The organism is Amycolatopsis sp. NPDC047767 (assembly GCF_040704195.1).
GTDB lineage: Bacteria > Actinomycetota > Actinomycetes > Mycobacteriales > Pseudonocardiaceae > Amycolatopsis.
Genome location: NZ_JBEYSJ010000006.1, coordinates 1 through 17,463, shown reverse-complemented (window position 1 = coordinate 17,463; position 17,463 = coordinate 1). Strand labels below are relative to the sequence as shown.

The 17,463-nt window shown below is 70.3% G+C and carries 13 protein-coding genes, 1 tRNA gene and 1 pseudogene; 11 read left to right on the top strand and 4 right to left on the bottom strand.

The window, feature by feature from the left end; all coding sequences use genetic code 11:
- Positions 1-27 precede the first annotated feature (27 nt).
- From AB0878_RS12940 to AB0878_RS12910, 7 genes are read left to right on the top strand one after another with little or no spacing between them, the layout of a single operon-like run.
- Positions 28-1,182: an acyl-CoA dehydrogenase family protein gene (locus AB0878_RS12940; protein ID WP_366579391.1), complete on the top strand. Its 1,155-nt coding sequence runs from the start codon at positions 28-30 to the stop codon at positions 1,180-1,182.
- Between the two features lie 40 nt (positions 1,183-1,222).
- Positions 1,223-2,824: a carboxyl transferase domain-containing protein gene (locus tag AB0878_RS12935; RefSeq protein ID WP_366579389.1), complete on the top strand. Its 1,602-nt coding sequence runs from the start codon at positions 1,223-1,225 to the stop codon at positions 2,822-2,824.
- 11 nt (positions 2,825-2,835) lie between these two features.
- Complete coding sequence (locus tag AB0878_RS12930; RefSeq protein ID WP_366579387.1) at positions 2,836-4,854, top strand: biotin carboxylase N-terminal domain-containing protein; 2,019 nt, start codon at positions 2,836-2,838, stop codon at positions 4,852-4,854.
- A complete protein-coding gene (locus AB0878_RS12925; RefSeq protein ID WP_366579385.1) occupies positions 4,851-5,612 on the top strand; it encodes an enoyl-CoA hydratase-related protein in 762 nt (253 codons plus the stop codon). The genes AB0878_RS12930 and AB0878_RS12925 overlap by 4 nt, the downstream gene beginning before the upstream one ends.
- Position 5,613: 1 nt before the next feature.
- Positions 5,614-6,420, top strand: a complete 807-nt coding sequence (locus AB0878_RS12920) for a TIGR03084 family metal-binding protein (protein WP_366579383.1) — start codon at positions 5,614-5,616, stop codon at positions 6,418-6,420.
- Positions 6,417-8,195: an acyclic terpene utilization AtuA family protein gene (locus AB0878_RS12915; RefSeq protein ID WP_366579382.1), complete on the top strand. Its 1,779-nt coding sequence runs from the start codon at positions 6,417-6,419 to the stop codon at positions 8,193-8,195. The genes AB0878_RS12920 and AB0878_RS12915 overlap by 4 nt, the downstream gene beginning before the upstream one ends.
- Before the next feature lie 7 nt (positions 8,196-8,202).
- The gene (locus AB0878_RS12910) at positions 8,203-8,808 is read left to right on the top strand and encodes a TetR/AcrR family transcriptional regulator (RefSeq protein ID WP_366579380.1); all 606 of its coding nucleotides are present in this window, start codon (positions 8,203-8,205) and stop codon (positions 8,806-8,808) included.
- A 38-nt stretch (positions 8,809-8,846) separates the two neighbouring features.
- On the opposite strand, the gene AB0878_RS12905 is transcribed toward AB0878_RS12910, so the two are convergent.
- Complete coding sequence (locus AB0878_RS12905) at positions 8,847-9,878, bottom strand: LLM class F420-dependent oxidoreductase (RefSeq protein WP_366579378.1); 1,032 nt, start codon at positions 9,876-9,878, stop codon at positions 8,847-8,849.
- 171 nt (positions 9,879-10,049) lie between these two features.
- Here AB0878_RS12905 and AB0878_RS12900 point away from each other — a divergent pair, with 171 nt between their 5' ends.
- Together AB0878_RS12900 and AB0878_RS12895 are read left to right on the top strand one after the other, a co-directional pair.
- On the top strand, positions 10,050-11,717 hold the full coding sequence (locus tag AB0878_RS12900) for an AMP-binding protein (RefSeq protein ID WP_366579377.1): 1,668 nt from the start codon (positions 10,050-10,052) through the stop codon (positions 11,715-11,717).
- Positions 11,718-11,802: 85 nt separating this feature from the next.
- Complete coding sequence (locus tag AB0878_RS12895) at positions 11,803-12,579, top strand: enoyl-CoA hydratase/isomerase family protein (protein WP_366579375.1); 777 nt, start codon at positions 11,803-11,805, stop codon at positions 12,577-12,579.
- Between the two features lie 37 nt (positions 12,580-12,616).
- Here AB0878_RS12895 and AB0878_RS12890 read toward each other — a convergent pair whose 3' ends face one another.
- Complete coding sequence (locus tag AB0878_RS12890) at positions 12,617-13,258, bottom strand: TetR/AcrR family transcriptional regulator (RefSeq protein WP_366579374.1); 642 nt, start codon at positions 13,256-13,258, stop codon at positions 12,617-12,619.
- Positions 13,259-13,522: 264 nt separating this feature from the next.
- On the opposite strand from AB0878_RS12890, the gene AB0878_RS12885 reads away from it, so the two are divergent.
- The gene (locus tag AB0878_RS12885) at positions 13,523-14,854 is read left to right on the top strand and encodes an alpha/beta hydrolase (protein WP_366579372.1); all 1,332 of its coding nucleotides are present in this window, start codon (positions 13,523-13,525) and stop codon (positions 14,852-14,854) included.
- A gap of 69 nt (positions 14,855-14,923) precedes the next feature.
- Here the strand turns inward: AB0878_RS12885 and AB0878_RS12880 are convergent.
- Positions 14,924-14,990: transfer RNA gene (locus tag AB0878_RS12880), tRNA-Ser, on the bottom strand.
- Between the two features lie 782 nt (positions 14,991-15,772).
- A pseudogene (locus AB0878_RS12875) lies at positions 15,773-16,967 on the bottom strand (IS110 family transposase); the annotation flags it as partial.
- 129 nt (positions 16,968-17,096) lie between these two features.
- Here AB0878_RS12875 and AB0878_RS12870 point away from each other — a divergent pair.
- Positions 17,097-17,387 carry a transposase gene (locus tag AB0878_RS12870; protein ID WP_366579370.1) on the top strand — a complete coding sequence of 97 codons (291 nt, stop codon included), beginning with the start codon at positions 17,097-17,099 and terminating at the stop codon, positions 17,385-17,387.
- Positions 17,388-17,463: the final 76 nt, after the last annotated feature.

The following is a 17,463-nucleotide window of genomic DNA, read 5'->3' as shown; positions in this document are numbered from 1 at the left end:
CCGGTACGGACGGACGAAGGAGTCGGTGTGGACTTTCAGGAGGCCTCGGAACACAGGGATCTCCGGGACACGGTGCGGGCGATCGCCGCGAAGTTCGGGCCGGAGTACTACGTCCCGCGGGCCGAGGCCGGCGAGCCCACCTCCGAGCTGTGGGCCGAGCTGGGGCGCAACGGGTTCCTGGGGATCAACCTGCCGGAGGAGTACGGCGGCGGTGGCGCCGGGCTGGCCGAGCTGGCGATGGTGTGCGAGGAGACCGCGGCCGCGGGCTGCCCGTTGCTCCTGCTCATGGTGTCCGCCGCCATCTCGGGCGAGATGATCGCCGACTACGGCACCGCGGAACAGAAGCAGCATTGGCTGCCGCGCATGGCTTCCGGTGAGGCGAAGGTCGTTTTCGGCATCACCGAGCCCGACGCCGGGTCCAACACCCACCGGGTGTCGACCGTCGCGGTGCGGGACGGCGACGACTTCGTCGTCAACGGCACCAAGCACTACATCTCCGGCGTCGACGAGGCCGAGGCCGTCCTGCTCGTCACGCGCACCGGCCGGGACGAGACCACCGGCCGCGCCCGGCTGTCGCTGTTCCTCGTGCCCACCGACACCCCCGGGTTCGTCGCGACGCGGCTGCCGGTGTCCGCGAAGCTGCCGGAGAAGCAGTTCGTGCTGCACTTCGACGACCTGCGCCTGCCCGCGAGCGCGCTGGTCGGCGAAGAGGGCAACGGCTTCCACCAGGTCTTCCACGGGCTGAACCCGGAGCGCATCACCGGTGCGGCCGTGTGCGTCGGCATCGCCCGCCACGTGCTGGCCCAGGCCGCGGACTACGCGTCGACCCGGGCGGTCTGGGACGCGCCCATCGGCGCGCACCAGGGCATCGCGCACCCGCTGGCCAAGGCGAGGATCGAGACCGACCTGGCCGCGTTGATGACGGCGAAGGCGGCCTGGCAGCACGACCACGACGAACCCGCGGGCGAAGCCGCGAACATGGCCAAGTACGCGGCGGCCGAGGCGGCGGGAGCCGCTGTGGAAGCGGCGATCCAGACGCACGGCGGCAACGGCTTCGCCACCGAATACGGCCTGCTGCCGTACTGGGGAATCGCGCGCCTGCTGCAGGTCGCGCCGGTGAGCCGGGAGATGGTCCTGAACTACGTCTCCCAGCACAGCCTCGGGCTGCCCCGGTCGTACTGAGCCCGAGACAAGCGAGCCGAGAGAAACGGACCACCGCGAGATGACCACCGTGTTGCGGTCCGCGTTGAACACCGCGGACGAGACCTTCCAGACCAACCTGAAGCACCAGAAACAGGTGCTGGCCGAGCTCGACGAGCAGATCCAGGCGGCCATCGCCGGCGGCGGGCCCCGCTACCAGCAGCGCCACCGCGACCGCGGCCGGCTGCTCGTGCGCGAACGCATCGAGCTGCTGCTGGATCGGGACGCGTCGTTCCTCGAACTGTCGTCGCTGGCGGCGTGGGGCACGCAGTTCCCGGTCGGGGCCTCGGTGGTGACGGGAATCGGGGTCGTGTCCGGCGTCGAGTGCGTGCTGATCGCGCACGACCCGACCGTGCGCGGCGGGGCGATGAACCCGTACTCGCTCAAGAAGACGTTGCGAGCGCTGGAGATCGCCCGGATCAACCGCCTGCCGGTGATCAACCTGGTCGAGTCCGGCGGCGCCGACCTGCCCACGCAGTCGGAGCTGTTCGTGCACGCGGGCAAGATCTTCCACGACCTCACCGAGCTGTCGTCCCTGGCGATCCCGACGGTCGCGCTGGTGTTCGGCAACTCGACCGCCGGCGGCGCCTACGTGCCCGGCATGTGCGACTACGCGGTGATGGTCGACGGCCAGGCCAAGGTATTCCTCGGCGGCCCGCCGCTGGTGAAGATGGCCACGGGCGAAGACGCCGACGACGAGGAGCTCGGCGGTGCCGCCATGCACGCCACGGTTTCCGGGCTGTGCGACTACTTCGCGGCCGACGAGCGCGACTGCATCCGCATCGGGCGCCAGATCGTCGCCGAGTTCGGCTGGCGCAAGCTCGGCCCCGGGCCGACGCTGCCGGCCGACGAGCCGCTCTACGACCCGGAAGAACTGCTGGGCATCGCGCCGTCGGACATCAAGGTGCCGTTCGACCCGCGCGAAGTGATCGCGCGGGTGGTCGACGGGTCCCGCTTCGGCGAGTACAAACCCTTGTGGGGCACCAGTCTCGTCACCGGCTGGGCGTCCGTGCACGGCTACCCGGTGGGCATCCTGGCCAACGCGCGTGGGGTGCTGTTCAGCGAGGAAGCCAAGAAAGCCAGCGAGTTCATCCAGCTCGCGAACCAGACCGACACGCCGTTGCTGTTCCTGCAGAACACCACGGGCTACATGGTGGGCAAGAACTACGAGCAGGGCGGGATCATCAAGGACGGCTCCAAGATGATCAACTCGGTCGCCAACAGCAAGGTCCCGCACATCACGGTGAACCTGGCCGCGTCCTTCGGCGCCGGCAACTACGGCATGTCCGGCCGGGCGTACGACCCGCGGCTGATGTTCGCCTGGGCCGGGTCCCGATTGGCGGTGATGGGCGCCGCACAGCTGGCCGGCGTCATGTCCATCGTCGCGAAGCAGTCGGCGGCGTCCGCCGGGCGCGAGTTCGACCTCCAGGCCGACGAGCGCAACCGCGCGGCGATCGAGGCGCAGATCGAAAAGGAGTCGCACGCCTTCTTCGTCACCGCGCGGCTCTACGACGACGGCCTCATCGATCCCCGCGACACCCGCACCGTGCTCGGCATCGCGCTGTCCGCCGCGCACTCCAACACCGTCGCCGGCCAGCGTGGCTACGGCGTCTTCCGGATGTGAGGACCACCTTGATGACCAGCCGGACCACGCCGGGCACCCGTCCGATCCGGAAGCTGCTCGTGGCCAACCGTGGTGAGATCGCGGAACGGGTGATCCGCTCCGCGCGAGCCCTGGACATCGCCACGGTCGCGGTGCACTCCGACCCCGACGCCGACGCGCTGTTCGTCGAGGCCGCCGACGAAGCCGTGCTCCTGCCCGGCGCCGCTTCGGCCGAGACGTACCTGCGCGCCGACCGCATCGTCGAAGCCGCACTGGCCACCGGCGCCGATGCCGTCCACCCCGGGTACGGGTTCCTGTCCGAGAACGCCGAGTTCGCCCGGCGCTGCGCCGACGCGGGGCTGGTCTTCGTCGGGCCGCCGGTCGCGGCGATCGAGGCGATGGGGTCGAAGATCGCGGCCAAGGAGCTGATGGCCGCGGCCGGCGTCCCCGTTCTGCCCGGCGCGACGATCGACGACGACGCCGAGGTGGACGCCGCGACGGTGACGGAGATGGCCGAGGACATCGGCTTCCCGCTGCTGGTCAAGGCCGCGTTCGGCGGCGGCGGGCGCGGAATGCGGATCGTGCGCGGGCCCGCGGAGGTCGTCGAAGCCGTGACGAGCGCGCGGCGGGAGGCGGCGTCGGCGTTCGGCAACGGGACGGTGTTCCTGGAGCGGTTCGTGGAGAATCCGCGCCACGTCGAGGTCCAGATCTTCGGCGACGCGCACGGCACCGTCGTGCACCTCTTCGAGCGCGAGTGCTCGATCCAGCGCAGGTACCAGAAGATCATCGAGGAAGCGCCGTCGCCGGCCGTCGACGAGGCGCTGCGCAAGCAGCTCGGCGACGCGGCCGTCGCCGCGGGTGCCGCGATCGGGTACACCGGCGCCGGCACCGTCGAGTTCGTGATGGCGCCGAACGGGGAGTTCTTCTTCCTCGAGGTGAACACACGCCTGCAGGTGGAGCACCCGGTCACCGAGGAGATCACGGGCCTGGACCTGGTGGCCTTGCAGTTGCTGGTCGCCGAAGGCGAGCCGCTGCCGGTGGAAGCGACGGAAGCCGGCATCACCGGGCACGCCGTCGAGGCGCGCCTCTACGCCGAGGACCCGGCGGCCGATTACCTGCCGGGCAGCGGAACGCTGCACCGGTTCCGGATCCCGGCCCTGCCCGGGGTGCGCGTGGACACCGGGGTCCGCGACGGCTCGGTGGTCGGGACGCACTACGACCCCATGCTCGCCAAAGTCATCGCGCACGGGCGCACTCGTGCCGAGGCGGTGCGCAAACTCGCCCGAGCGCTGGCGGAGGCGCAGATCCACGGCCTGGTCACCAACCGCGACCTGCTCGTGGCCGTCCTGCGCGAACCCGGGTTCGCCGCGGGCGCGACCGACACCGGGTACCTCACGCGCCACGATCCCGCCACGCTGATCGGCGAGCCCGGCAAGGAGACGGTGACCGTGCACGCGCTGGCCGCGGCCGTGGCGGGTCAGGCCGACCGCCGCGCCCAGGCCGAGGTGCAGCGGGTCGTCCCGACCGGGTGGCGCAACGTCGCGAGCGCCCCGCAGCGCGCCGAGTACCGCCTCGGAGACGCCGACGTCGACGTCACCTATCGCTTCACCCGCCAAGGCCTGGACGCGCAGGTGGACGGATCCACTGTGGACGGTCTCACGATCCTCGAGGCCCGGCCGGGCCGGGTGGACCTGCGCGTGGCCGGGGTCCGGCGCACGGTCCAGGTACACCAGGTCGGCGACACCGTGTACTGCGACAGCGTGCTGGGCGCCACCACGTTCACCGAGCGGCCCCGGCTGCCCGAACCCGGCACCGACGCCGCCCCCGGGTCGTTGCTGGCGCCGATGCCCGGCACGGTCGTCCGGGTCGTCGCGGAGCAAGGGCAGCACGTGGCGGCCGGCGGGGTGATCGTGGTGTTCGAGGCGATGAAGATGGAGCACTCCGTGCGCGCGCCGGTCGCCGGGATCGTGGCCGAGCTGTCCGTCCAGTTGGGACAGACCGTCGAATCGGGCGAGATCGTCGCCGTCATCACCGAAGAGGAGGCCGGATGACCCCCGTGCGCTACGAGGTGACCAACGGCGTCGCCTGGCTCACCATCGACCGCCCCGAAGCGCGCAACGCGCTGAGCGAAGCCGTCCGAAAAGGACTGTTCGACGGCGTGCACCGGTTCAACGCCGACGAGGACGCGAAGGTCCTCGTCCTGACCGGGGCCGGCGACAAGGCCTTCTGCGCCGGCGGTGACCTCAAGGAGATGAACGCGACCGCGCTGACCGTGCCGCCCCCGGACTTCCTTCCCCAGTTCGGGCGCAACGTCGACGTGCCGAAGCCGACGATCGCCGCGGTCAACGGGATCGCCTACGGGGGCGGGTTCCTGCTCGCCCAGCAGTGCGATCTCGTGGTGGCCGCCGAGCACGCGCGCTTCGCCGTGTCCGAGGTCAAGATCGGCCGCGGCTCGCCGTGGGCGGCGCCGTTGTCGTGGCTCGTGCCGCCGCGCATCGCGCTGGAGATCCTCCTGACCGGCGACCCGGTCAGCGCCGCCAAGGCGCAGCAGTACGGGCTGGTCAACGACGTCGTTCCGGCGGCCGACCTGCGCGAACGCACGCAGCAGCTGGCCGAGCGGATCGCGGCCAACGCCCCGCTCTCGGTGCTCGCCGCCAAACGCACCGCGTACCTGTCGGCCGCCCACCACCGGGCCGAGGCCTACGAGCTCGCCGAGCAGATCTGGGAACCCGTGTATCTGTCGGAAGACGCGCAGGAGGGGCCGCTGGCCTTCAAAGAGAAGCGCACGCCGGTCTGGCAGGGCCGCTGACATGGGCGTTTCGATCGAGCAGGTGCTCGACGACCTCGTCGCCGAAACCCGGGTGCTGCTGGATCTGGTGGCGGATCTCGACGACGCCGGGATCGCCACGCCGACCCCGGCCGTCGGCTGGACCGTCCGCGACCAGCTCACCCACCTCGCCTACTTCGACGAGACCGCGACCCAGGCCGCGGTCGACCCGGCCGCGTTCCGCGTGGCCGCGGATGCCCTGGTGGCCGGAGGCATGGATTTCCCCGACCGGGTCGCCGCCGAGCACGCGACGCTGCCCGCGGCCGACGTCCGGGCCTGGCTGGCGCGCACGCGCCGCGAGTTCGTCACCGTCTTCCGCGGCCTCGACGCGAAAGCGCGGCTTCCGTGGTACGGCCCGGACATGAGCGCGTTGTCCTCGGTCACCGCGCGGCTCATGGAGACCTGGGCGCACGGGCAGGACGTCGCCGACGCGCTGGGCCGCGACCGTGAGCCGACCGACCGCCTGCGCCACATCGCACACCTCGGGGTGCAGACCACGGCGTTTTCGTTCACGCTCAACGGAAAGCCCGCGCCGCCCGAGCCGATCCGGATCGAGCTGACCTCGGCGTCCGGCGCCGAGTGGACGTGGGGCCCGCCCGAGGCGGCGGACCGCGTCGCCGGGACCGCGCTCGACTTCTGCCTCGTCGTCACCCAGCGCCGGCACCGCGACGACACCGCTCTCGCCGTCACCGGTCCGGTCGCGACCGAGTGGCTGTCCGTCGCCCAGACCTTCGCCGGGAGCCCCGGGACCGGGCGGGCACCCACGAGCCACGCAGGAGGACCATCGTGACCACGACCGGCGGCCGCGCCGTGCGCATCGGCAACTGCTCCGGCTTCTACGGCGACCGGCTGCAGGCCGCCCGCGAGATGGTCGAGGGCGGGCCGATCGACGTGCTCACCGGCGACTACCTCGCCGAGCTGACCATGCTGATCCTGTGGAAGGCCAAGCAGAAGGACCCGGCGACGGGCTACGCGAAGACCTTCCTCACCCAGGTCGAGCACGTGCTGGGCACCTGCCTCGACCGCGGTGTCCGGATCGTGTCGAACGCCGGCGGCCTCAACCCCGCCGGGCTCGCTTCGGAGCTCGGCGCGCTGGCCGAACGGCTGGGCCTGCACCCGCGCATCGCTTACGTCGACGGCGACGACCTCGTGCCCCGGCTCGACGAGCTGCAAGCGGCCGGCCACGCCTTCGCGCACCTCGACACCGGCCGGAAACTGGCCGACGCCGGAGTGCGCCCCGTATCGGCGAACGCCTACCTGGGCGCCTGGGGGATCACCGAGGCACTGCGGGCGGATGCGGACCTCGTCGTGACCGGGCGGGTCACCGACGCGTCGGTGGTGGTCGGCCCGGCGGCGTGGTGGCACGGCTGGACCCGCGACGACGCCGACATCCACGACAAGATCGCCGGCGCGATGGCCGCCGGTCACGTGATCGAATGCGGACCCCAGGCCACGGGCGGGAACTACGCGTTCTTCGAGGAGGTCACCGACCGCCGGTACCCGGGGTTCCCCATCGCCGAGATCGAGGCGGACGGCTCCAGTGTGATCACCAAGCACGCCGGCACGGGTGGGCTGGTGTCCGTGGGCACCGTGACCGCGCAGCTGCTGTACGAGATCGCCGAGCCGGCGTACCTCGGGCCGGACGCGGTGGCCCACTTCGACACGCTCGAGCTCGTGCCCGACGGCGAGCACCGCGTGCGGATCCGGGGTGTGCGCGGCAGCGCGCCGACCGACCGGCTCAAGGTGGCGCTCAACTACGAGGGCGGGTTCCGCAACTCGATGACGCTCGTGCTGACCGGCACGCGCATCGAGGAGAAGGCGGCCTGGGCCGAACAGCAACTGGTCGAGCTGCTGGGCGGACGCGAGCGGTTCGCCGAGTTCGACGTGCAGCTCCTGCGGTTCGACCACCCCGACGCCGCGACCAACGCCGAGGCCACCGCACACCTGCGGGTGACGGTGAAGGATCCCGACCGGCGCAAGGTCGGGCGGGCGTTCTCCAACACCACCATGGAACTCGCGCTCGGCGGTTACCCCGGCTTCCACACGACGACGCCACCGTCCGCGGAGAGCGCGTACGGCGTCTACTGGCCGACGTTGATTCCGGCGGCCGAGGTGGCGCACCGCGTGACCCTGCCCGACGGCACCGTGCGGACCGTTCCGCACAGCCCGGTCACGGCGGCCGCCCCGGAGCCCCCGGAACCGTCGCCCGCTGAGCTTCCGGCCGGTCCCACCCGACGGCTGCCGCTCGGGACGATCGTCGGAGCCCGATCCGGGGACAAGGGCGGCAACGCCAACATCGGGGTGTGGGCCCGCACCGACGAGGAGTACGCGTGGCTGCGCGGCTACCTCACCGTCGCGCGGGTGCGGGAGCTGATCCCCGAGGCCGCCGATCTGGAGATCCGCCGGTACGAGCTCGCAAACCTGCGCGCGGTCAACCTGGTGATCGTCGGCATCCTGGGTGCGGGGGTCGCCTCGGCGACGCGGCCCGACCCGCAGGCGAAGGGGCTCGGCGAGTACCTGCGCAGCCGCCTAGCGGACCTCCCGGAACACCTGCTGCGGAGTTAGGTCCACAGTGGACGAGACGCGCACACCGCGACGGGACCCGGACCGCAAGGCCCGGATCCTGGCCGTCTCGGCCGAGCTGATCTCACGCCATGGCTACCACGCGGTCGGCCTGGCCGAGATCGGCGCGGCGGCGGGCATCGTGAGCACCGGGGTCTACCGGCACTTCCCGAGCAAGGCGGCGATCCTGACCGCGCTCCTGTACCGCGTGATGGAGCTGCTCGACTCCGCGGCGGCCGAGATCCTGGCCACGGCACCGGACGAGCGCACCGCCGTGACCGAGCTGGTGCGCCACCACGTCCGCGTCGCCGTGGAGGAGCGGCGCATCATGCAGGTCTACCACTGGGAGGCGCGCAACCTCCCGGCCGAAGACCTGCGCCGGTTGCGCCGGGCCCAGCGGGTCTACCTGGAGGGCTGGTCGGCCGCACTGCTGCCGCTGCGCCCGCACCTCACGGACGGCGAGGCGCGCGCCCTGGTGCACTCGGCGATCGGCTGCGTGCAGTCGGTGCTGTTCCACCACTCGGGCTTGCCCGCCGACCGCCTCACCGACCTCCTCCGCGGCGCGGCGCACGCCTGCCTCGGAGTCCCGCCGGTCGAACCGGAGCCGAGCGCGTGAGCCGGGGCCGCGGTTCGCGACGCGGGGCGCCGGGGCGGTCAGCCGAGGACGGCTCGGGCCACGGCGGCGAGGTCGTCCGGCAGCCCTTGCACCGCGAGCGAATCGACCACTGTGGACTCCCACCGGCCGAGGTCCTCGCGGATCTTCCCGGCCGGCCCGACGAGGGCGACTTCCTCGACGAGCGCCGTCGGGATCGCGGCCGCGGCGACCTTCTTCTCGCCGCGCAGGTAAAGGTCCTGCACGCGCGCCGCGACGTCGGCGTAGCCGGAACGGGCGAAAACGTCGTGATGGAAGTTCGCGCCCCGCGCACCCATGCCGCCCATGTACAACGCGAGTTCCGGACGGACGCGGTCGGCCGCGCGTTCGACGTCGTCGTCCACCACGACCGGCACCGTGGCGATCACCTCGAAGTGCCCCGGGCGCCCGCCGGGCCGGCGGGAGAAGCCGGCTTCGAGCGCGGCGCGGTAGAACGCGTCGGCCGAGGGGGAGAAGAACATCGCGTGCCACCCGTCGGCGATTTCGGCCGCGAGCGCGACGTTGCGCGGGCCTTCGGCGCCCAGCTGGATCGGCAGGTCCGGCCGCAGGTGGTGCAGTGTCGAGCGCAGCGGCTTGCCGAGCCCCGTGCCGGACGGCAGGGGAAGCCGGTGGAACTCCCCGTCGTAGGCGAGCGGGTCTTCGCGGCTCAGGACCTGGCGGACGACGTCGACGTACTCCCGGGTGCGCGCCAGCGGCCGCGGAAAGGCGACACCGTGCCAGCCCTCCGACACCTGCGGGCCGGAGGCGCCGAGGCCGAGCACCACGCGTCCGCCGGAAAGGTGGTCGAGGGTCGCGGCCGCCATCGCCGTGGCCGCGGGGGAGCGCGCCGGGATCTGCGCGACGGCCGTGCCGAGGCGCACGCGGGTCGTGCGAGCGGCACACCACGCGAGCGGGGTGAACACGTCCGAGCCGTAGGCCTCGGCGAACCAGATCCCGTCGAAACCGAGGTCCTCGATCTCCCGGACACGCTCGTCCCACCGCGGCGGCACTCCGCGGAAGAACTGTCCGACGTTGACGCCCACGGGAATCGGCATTCCGGCGACCTCCTGGTCACTTCCTTGGTGAGTGCATCGTTGTTCACTAGAAGCTTCCAGGCAAGCTGCACTGATCGGGTAACGATGTGAATGGCTAGTGACTTTGGTCTTGCCAGTGCGCGCGGCAAGTTGGATGCTGTGCGGCGTCAGGCATGCGGCAAGGAGGCTGGTGTGGACCTGAACGGGAAGATCGACGTCACGACGTTGCGAGGCCGCCGCGCGGTCAACCGCTGGGAACGGACATCCGTCGGGGACGTGTTCGAACGCCTGACGTGGAGCTACCCCGACCAGGTCGCGATCACCGGACGGCCGGGCGCGTACGGCGAGGAACGGTTCGCCTCCGTCACCTACCGCCAGGCCGACGAGATCGCCAACCAGCTCGCCCACGCACTGGCCGCGCGCGGCCTCGAACCGGGCGCCCGGGTCGCGCTCTTCTGCGAGAACTCCGTCGAGGCGTACCTGGCCAAGATCGGCATCGCGAAGGCCGGCATGGTCGCCATGCCGATCAACCCCGCACTGGCCACCGACGTTCTCGAGTACCTGATCGGCCAGGCCGAGCCGGCGGCGGCGATCGTCGACGCCGAGCTGTGGCCGCGTGCGCAGCCGGCGTTCGAGGCCGCCGGCCTGCCGGTCGCCGCGACGATCACCATCGGTGGCGGCCCGGTGGCGGGCAGCCCGACGTTCGCCGAGTTCCTCGCGGGCCGGCCGGCGACCGAGCCGGACGTCGAGATCCACGGGGACGACATCTGGCAGCTGCTCTACACCTCGGGTACCACGGCGATGCCGAAGGGCGCGATGATCTCGCACTCGGCCAGCCACCTCGCGGCGCTGAACTTCTCCGTCTCGCTGACGCGCGGGCTCCGCGTGGAGACCGAGGTGAAGGTGATGACCTACCTGCCGATGATCTACCACGTCGGGGACCAGGTGTTCACCTTCTCGGCGTTCCTCGCCGGCGGGTCGCTCGTCCTCGGCCGCCGGCCGGTGCCCGATCAGGTCGCCGTGGCCATCGCGCAGGAACAGCCGACCGCGCTGTGGGCCGGTTCGCCGCAGTTCGTCGCCGCGCTCACCGCCGAGGCCGAGAAATCCGGGCGCGACCTGTCCAGCCTCACCGTGCTGGTCTACGGCTGGGGCGCGCTTGAGCCGGCCGTTTACGAGACGCTGCAACGGAAAGCGCCCGGGCTGGTGGTGCTCGGCATCTTCGGGCAGACCGAGGCGATCGCGTGCCACCGGTTCTGGCCGGTGAAGTGGCCGGAGGTCTACGAGCGCTCGGCGCCCGCGTTGAACTACGTCGGTGTGCCCAGCCCGCTGCTCGCCTCCGACGTCGTCGACGAGACCGGCGCGTCGCTGCGCGACCAGCCGCAGGTTCCCGGTGAGGCGGTGTACCGCAGCCCGACCGTCACCGCCGGGTACTACCTGAACGAGGACGCGACGCGCGAAGCGTTCCGCGGCGGCTGGTTCCACTCCGGCGATAGCGCCGTGGTGGACGAGGACGGTCTGCGCGTGATGGTCGACCGGTTCAAGGACATCGTGAAGTCCGGCGGCGAAAACGTGTCCAGCCTGCGGGTGGAAGCGGTGCTGCACCGGCACCCGGCGGTCGAGAAGGCCGCCGTGATCGGCCTGCCGCACGAACACTGGGGTGAGGCGGTCACGGCCGTTGTCGTGCTGCGCGCCGGTGCGGACGCCGACGAAGCGTCGCTCATCGCGCACTGCCGCGCCGCGCTCGGCGGTTACGAGACGCCGAAGGCGGTCGTGTTCGAGGACTCCCTGCCCGAGACCGTCGGCGGCAAGATCCTCAAGTACAAGCTCCGCCACCGCCACGCCGGCCACTACCAGAGCTGACCCGACGTCGAGGGGGAGCTGATTCCTTGTCCGACCACGAAGCTCGCGCGGGTTCGCGCGGCTGTGTCCCTTGTGGAGAGTGGCGATGACCCTGGTCGACCTGTCCTTCCGCGACTCGATCGCGATCGTGCGGCTCGACCGGCCGGACCGGCTCAACGCCCTCTCCGACGAGCTGCTGGCCGACTTCGAGACCGCACTCGACCGCATCGACACCGAATCATCGTGCCGCGCGATCGTGGTCACCGGCAGCGGGCGCGCGTTCTGCGTCGGCGCGGACCTGCCCGAGGTGCTCAGCCGGCTCGACGGCGACCGGGAGACGATCCTCGCTTTCGTGCGGCGGGCCGGAAACGCCTTCAGCCGCTTGGAAAACTCGCCCCGGCCGGTCGTCGCCGCCGTCAACGGCCACGCGGTCGCCGGCGGGTTCGAGCTGGTCCTCGCCGCCGACGTCGTCGTCGCGGCCGAGGGCGCCCTCCTCGGCGACGGCCACGTCCGCTACGGCATGCTCCCCGGCGGTGGCGGCGCCGTCCGGATCGAACGCAAGCTCCCACCGAATGTCGCCCGCCGCCTGCTGCTCACCGGTGACCTCGAACCGGCCGAACGCTTCCGCGACTGGGGCCTGATCGAGGAAGTCGTCCCGGCGCCCCACCTGCTCGACGCGGCCCTCGCCCTCGCCCGCCGCTTCACCGCCCACAGCGCCCTCGCCCTGGCGGAGGTCAAACGCGTCGCCAACGCAGCCCGCGATCTCCCCACCGCCGACGCGCTCGCCCTCGAGTTCAAGACCTTCGCGGCCTACCTCGAATCCCCCGACCTTCGCGAGGGCCTGACCGCTTTCCGCGAACGCAAACGCCCGGCCGAGGACTGAGGGTTTCCGGCGCCCGAAACGGGCGGGCCGACCGGACTCACGCGCCTTGCTCGTCCGGCCATTCCTCGCCGGCCTCGACGACGACCGCGGGCGAAGCCGCGTCGAGGCCGAGACAAGCGTGAGCCGCTCCGACGAGCAGCGCCGCCAATTGCGGCACCGGCAGGCCCGAGTTGAAGAACAAGATGGACTGGATGCTGCCGATCGCCGCGTGGACCAGGACGCGGATCTCGCCGTCGGCCAGGTCGGTGCGCAGGGGCGCGACCGCGCCGACCCATTCCTCGATGTAGTGGCGCTGGGCGCGGCGCAGGCGGCGGAGGTCGTTCTCCGGCAGGTTACGCGCTTCGCGATGGTACACCTGGAGGATCCGGCGGTCGTGGATGGCGATGCGCACGTGGTTGCCGATGAGCTCGCTCACCGCGCGCCGGTCGTCGCCCGCTTCGTCCACGATGGACGAAGCGGCGGTGGACAGCTGGTCCATGACCTGTTCCAGCAGCTCGGCGAGGATCGCCGACTTGCTGTCGAAGTGCCGGTAGATGCCGGATCCCACGATCCCGGCGGCCTGGCCGATCTCGGCCATGCCCACGGTGTGGTAACCGTTGCGCGAGATCAGCTCCGCGGCCGCGGTCAGGATCCGGGCTTTGCGCGCGGGGTCGCGCCGAGGCCGTTGCGCCTCTTTCACCGGTACCTCCCTCCACAGCCGACGCTCCGATGGTACCTCGCAGGTGTGCGCCCCAGGCCGCCGCAGGGCGCGCATCACCCCTGCCGCACCGGGCGAAACAACCCGATCACGTGAATTGCGCCGCGTCGCGAGCGTGGTACTGTCCGCTAGCTAGTGAATCACAGTTCACTAGCTAGCGGTATCACTCGCTCACTGCCACCCTCCCTTCCATCAATGGGCTTCTGCCCGAACTGTCCTTGGTTCAGGATGACAATGAGGTCAACCATGACGGTCTTGAAGAACAACCATTCACTACGGCGATCGCGCGTGGCGACCGTGCTGGCGGCTCTCCTCATGGCCACCGCGAGCACCGTGGCGCCTGTCTCGGCCGCGGAAAACCCCGCCACAGACTGCAAGAACGTCACGGTTCCGGTGACCGCGGCGGGCCAGCCGGCCACCATCGCCGGCACGCTGTGCGTCCCGCCCGGCGCCACCACGGTGCAAATCCTCGTTCACGGCTGGTCCTACGCGCGGTACTACTGGGACCTGCCCTACGAGCCGGACACCTACTCCTACGTGCGGGCGGCCAACCGGCGCGGCTACGCGACGATGAACATCGACCGCCTCGGCGACGGCCAGTCCACCCACCCGCTGAGCGCGTTCGACACCTTCTACGCCGACGTCAGCACGGTCCACCAGGTCATCACCGCGCTGCGCGACGGCCGGCTCGGCACCCGGTTCGGCAAGGTGATCGAGGTCGGGCACAGCCTGGGCGGCATCCTCACGATGACCGAAGCGGGCCTGTACAAGGACGTCGACGCCATCATGCCGACCGGCATCGCCCACTCGCTCAACTACACCAACGTCGTCACCAAGATCATCGCCGACGACTACCCGTCCTCACTCGACCCGAAGTTCTCCGCGGCGGGCCTCGATCCCGCCTACCTCACCAGCTACCCGGACACCCGGCGCGGGTTCTACCTCGGCAACGCGACCTCGACCGACCAAGGCGTGATCGCGAAGGACGAGCAGCTCAAGGAAACCGGCAACCTGGTCGAACTGGCGACCCTGGCCGGCTACAACGTCCTGAACGTCGACCGCACGCTGAACATCCCGGTCTACACCGTCGTCGGCCGGCACGACCCGTTCATCTGCGGGCTGCTGGGCCCGAGCTGCTCGGATTCCCAGGCCCTGGCCGACTTCGAGCGTCCCTTCTACGGTCCTGGCGCGACAGTGCTGGCCGACGTCGTCCCGAACACCGCCCACGACCTGCAGCTGGAGAAGAGCGCGCCGGACAGCAACGCGCGCATGCTCGACTTCGCGGACAAGTACGTCGGCGCCGGCAACGCCGCGCGCGACAGCGCCCCCGGCGCGGCAGCCGCCGTCCCCACGCCGCCGAACCCCACCCCGAGTCTCGCGGCGAGGGCGGTCAACGCCACGGTCGTGCAAGCGGCCGTCCCGGCCATCGCCCTGCTTCAGCAGAGCAGCAACGTCGTCCCCGGCCTCGGTGACAACCAGGACCCGATCCCCGGCATGTCCCAGGCCCTCTCCACGCTCGGCAACCTCACCGACACCCTCGTCGGCACCTTCCCGGAAGAGCTGATCGGCGGCATCTGACCGGTCCGCGAAAATGAAATCGGCGGTTCTCACTCGCGAGTGAGAACCGCCGATCGTGTCTGAAGAATGTGCCCTTGGCAGGATTCGAACCTGCGACACCTGCCTCCGGAGGGCAGTAAACGCGGTCTCTCACGGCCTCTACCTGCGACTATAGCCTCACGGTTTCGCGTGGGAACCCCTCCAGTCCCACCGGTCGACGGAGCTTCGCACCACGTCCGGTGCCACGAAAATTCGCCTTCGGGCTCGGGCGTGTCGCAGTCGTGGCCGAGGGTCGGCGGCCCTTTTTTCGTGTGGCGACGCTTTTTGACCCCTTCTGGGAAAAGTCCCTAGTGGATCCGGTGCGAAGCGCACTTCGAGAGCCGTCGGCAACGGAAGGTCGAGGCCTGGAACCAGCGGCACGAAGCCGAGCGTCGAGCGACCGGAAAGACACCTCATCCGAGTGATCTGATCAACCATCCGTAACCCGGTGGCCCGGGATTTCCGGCAACCGGACACGGGTTAGCCGTCGCGCGATCACCGCGTACATGCGGCCCGAACCCGAGCCGGACCCGCATAGGGCCGCCGGAGACAGGGCTGGCGGCACCGTCCAGTCACCACGGTGGCGTGCACGAGACCACTGCGCCAGCGCGGGGGCCTGAACCAGGCTGACGGGGCCTTTACTGGAAGTCGCGGCTGCTGGTATCGAGGCTCTTGAGGTCGAGTGGGGTGACCTGGTCGGCGACGAGGGACACGGTGCCTTGTCCGACTTGGGCGATGCTGCGCACGAGTAGTGCGGAGTTGTTGAGCCAGGTGTTGCGGCATTTTCGCCATAGCCCGACTGACACGACGACGTTGCACATGCCGGTTTCGTCTTCGAGACCTCCGATAGTTCGTTGGGTCAAGTCGCCAGCTCGGGGTGTGGGTGGGGAATGTGTGATGCTGGTTGTAGAGCTGGCGCTGGTGCAGGCAGTGATGCAGCTGGCCGAGCATGCGGTTGAACAGGTGTCGCAGTGCGGCGCCGTGGCGGTCGCCGTGTTGTTTGCGGCGTTGGTAGTGGGCGCGTGCTGGTGGGGCGTTGGTGATGGCCATGAACGCCCAGAGAAAGCCAACGGTGTTCAGGCGGTTGTTCTTTACTAGGCGTCGGGTCACGGTGTGGGTTCGCCCGGATGCTCTGGTGACTGGTGCGGATCCGGCGTATGCCTTGAGCCCTCGGGCGGCGGCGAAGCGAGTGCGGTCGTCGGCGATCTCTGCGAGCAGTCGCACCCCGGTGACATCGTCGAGGCCAGGGAAGCTGGTGCTGATGGTGTAGTCGGGGTGTTTATGGATTCCCGCCACGGCCGCTGCGGTGAGGGCGTCGACGTTCTCGCACTTGGTATTGAGGCGGGCGAGGAGCGCCCGGGCCTGCGTGCCGAGGGCTTGTTCGATCAGGCGGGGCTGGCGTAGTTGGGGCGTGCGCAGCAGTTGCTGGATCTCGGCGGCGCGGGCCTCGACGCAACGTCGGCGCCCGACCCGGCGTAGCGCTGCGACGATGCGCCGCTTGGTCAGCGTTGTGGCTTGGCCCGGAGTTGGTGCAAGCGTGAGGACTTCGCGCGCCTCAGGATTGGTCAGGTTAGTGGCGCTCACTTTGGCGAAGGCCGCGAGAAAGCTCGGGTAGTACTCACGCAGCAGCGACCGCAACTCCTGCAAGGCTTTGGTGCGGCGCCAGGTGGCGTCTTGGGCTGCGCGAGCGAGGACCGCGATGGCACGAACGAGCTCGGTGTCGGATGGCAGTGGCCGATGCATGTGCGCGTCGGTGCGCAGGATGTTCGCCAGTGCCATGGCGTCGATGTGATCAGACTTCTTGCGAGCCACTGAGTGGCGTTCGCGGTAGCGGGCGACGGCCATCGGATTGTTTGCGTAGACAGGGCACCGGCTTTCGCGCAGGGCGGAGACAAGTAGGCCCCGCGGTGTCTCGATCGCCACAGGGATCGGGGATTCGGGGGTGTTGCCGGCGTCGGCTAGTAGCCCCACCAACTCGCCGAAGCCCTTCCGGTGAGTCGCTGATGCGGCGCTTGGCGACGAGCGTGCCGTCGACGTCGACCAGCGCGATATCGTGATGTCCCACAGCCCAATCGATTCCGCATGTTATGGGCACGGACACCTCCTTTCGTTGGAGGAACGGTGATAGTGGTTAGAGACCTGCCGAGAACGCGCGGCACCCTAATGACAAGGTGGGGTGTACCAAGGATCTTGGACAGGACCTCCTGTCTGAGAGGATGGGTGTATGCCCGAGCAGCGTCGGAGATTCAGCGCTCAGTTCAAGGCCGAGGCTGTGCAGATGGTGATCGAGACCGGTAAACCTGTCGCCGAGGTCGCCCGGGATCTCGACATCAACGCCGGCGCACTGGCGAACTGGGTCAATGCGTGGCGGCGCGAGAACCCTGGACCTGCGCGACCGGTGAGCCCGTCCGAGCATGCCCGGGTCGCGGAGATGGAAGACGAGATCCGCCGGCTGCGGATGGAAAACGAGTTCCTGAAAAAAGCCGCGGCCTTCTTCGCGCGGACCTCGCAGTAGCCGAGCGCTGCGCGGTCATCGATGCGGAGAAGGCCCACTATCCGATCACCTGGATGTGCCGGTTACTACGGGTGCC